General features: G+C 53.2%; 1 rRNA gene. It reads left to right on the forward strand.

The window, feature by feature from the left end:
- Positions 1–17: 17 nt before the first annotated feature.
- A 23S ribosomal RNA gene (locus HU147_RS19110) occupies positions 18–707 on the forward strand; the annotation flags it as partial.

Consider the following 707-nt stretch of genomic DNA (forward strand, 5'->3'; position numbering starts at 1 on the left):
TCGGTCGACTTTCTAATGGTTAAGTTAGAAAGGGCGCACGGTGGATGCCTTGGCACTAGGAGCCGAAGAAGGACGGCACTAACACCGATATGCTCCGGGGAGCTGTAAGTGAGCTTTGATCCGGAGATTTCCGAATGGGGGAACCCACCGCCTTTAATGGGGCGGTATCCATGTGTGAATTCATAGCACATGAGAAGGCAGACCCAGGGAACTGAAACATCTAAGTACCTGGAGGAACAGAAAGCAAATGCGATTCCCTGAGTAGCGGCGAGCGAAACGGGATCAGCCCAAACCAAGAGGCTTGCCTCTTGGGGTTGTAGGACACTCAATACGGAGTTACAAAAGAAGCGGTTAGGCGAAGCGACCTGGAACGGTCCGCCACAGTGGGTAACAGCCCCGTAGCCGAAAATCGCTTCCCTCCTGAGTGGATCCTGAGTACGGCGGAACACGTGAAATTCCGTCGGAATCCGGGAGGACCATCTCCCAAGGCTAAATACTACCTAGTGACCGATAGTGAACCAGTACCGTGAGGGAAAGGTGAAAAGCACCCCGGAAGGGGAGTGAAAGAGATCCTGAAACCGTGTGCCTACAACTAGTCAAAGCCCGTTTATGGGTGATGGCGTGCCTTTTGTAGAATGAACCGGCGAGTTACGATTGCATGCAAGGTTAAGGTGAGAAGCCGGAGCCGCAGCGAAAGCGAGTCTGAA

This window comes from Planococcus chinensis (assembly GCF_020071995.1).
GTDB classification, from domain to species: Bacteria; Bacillota; Bacilli; order Bacillales_A; family Planococcaceae; genus Planococcus; species Planococcus chinensis_A.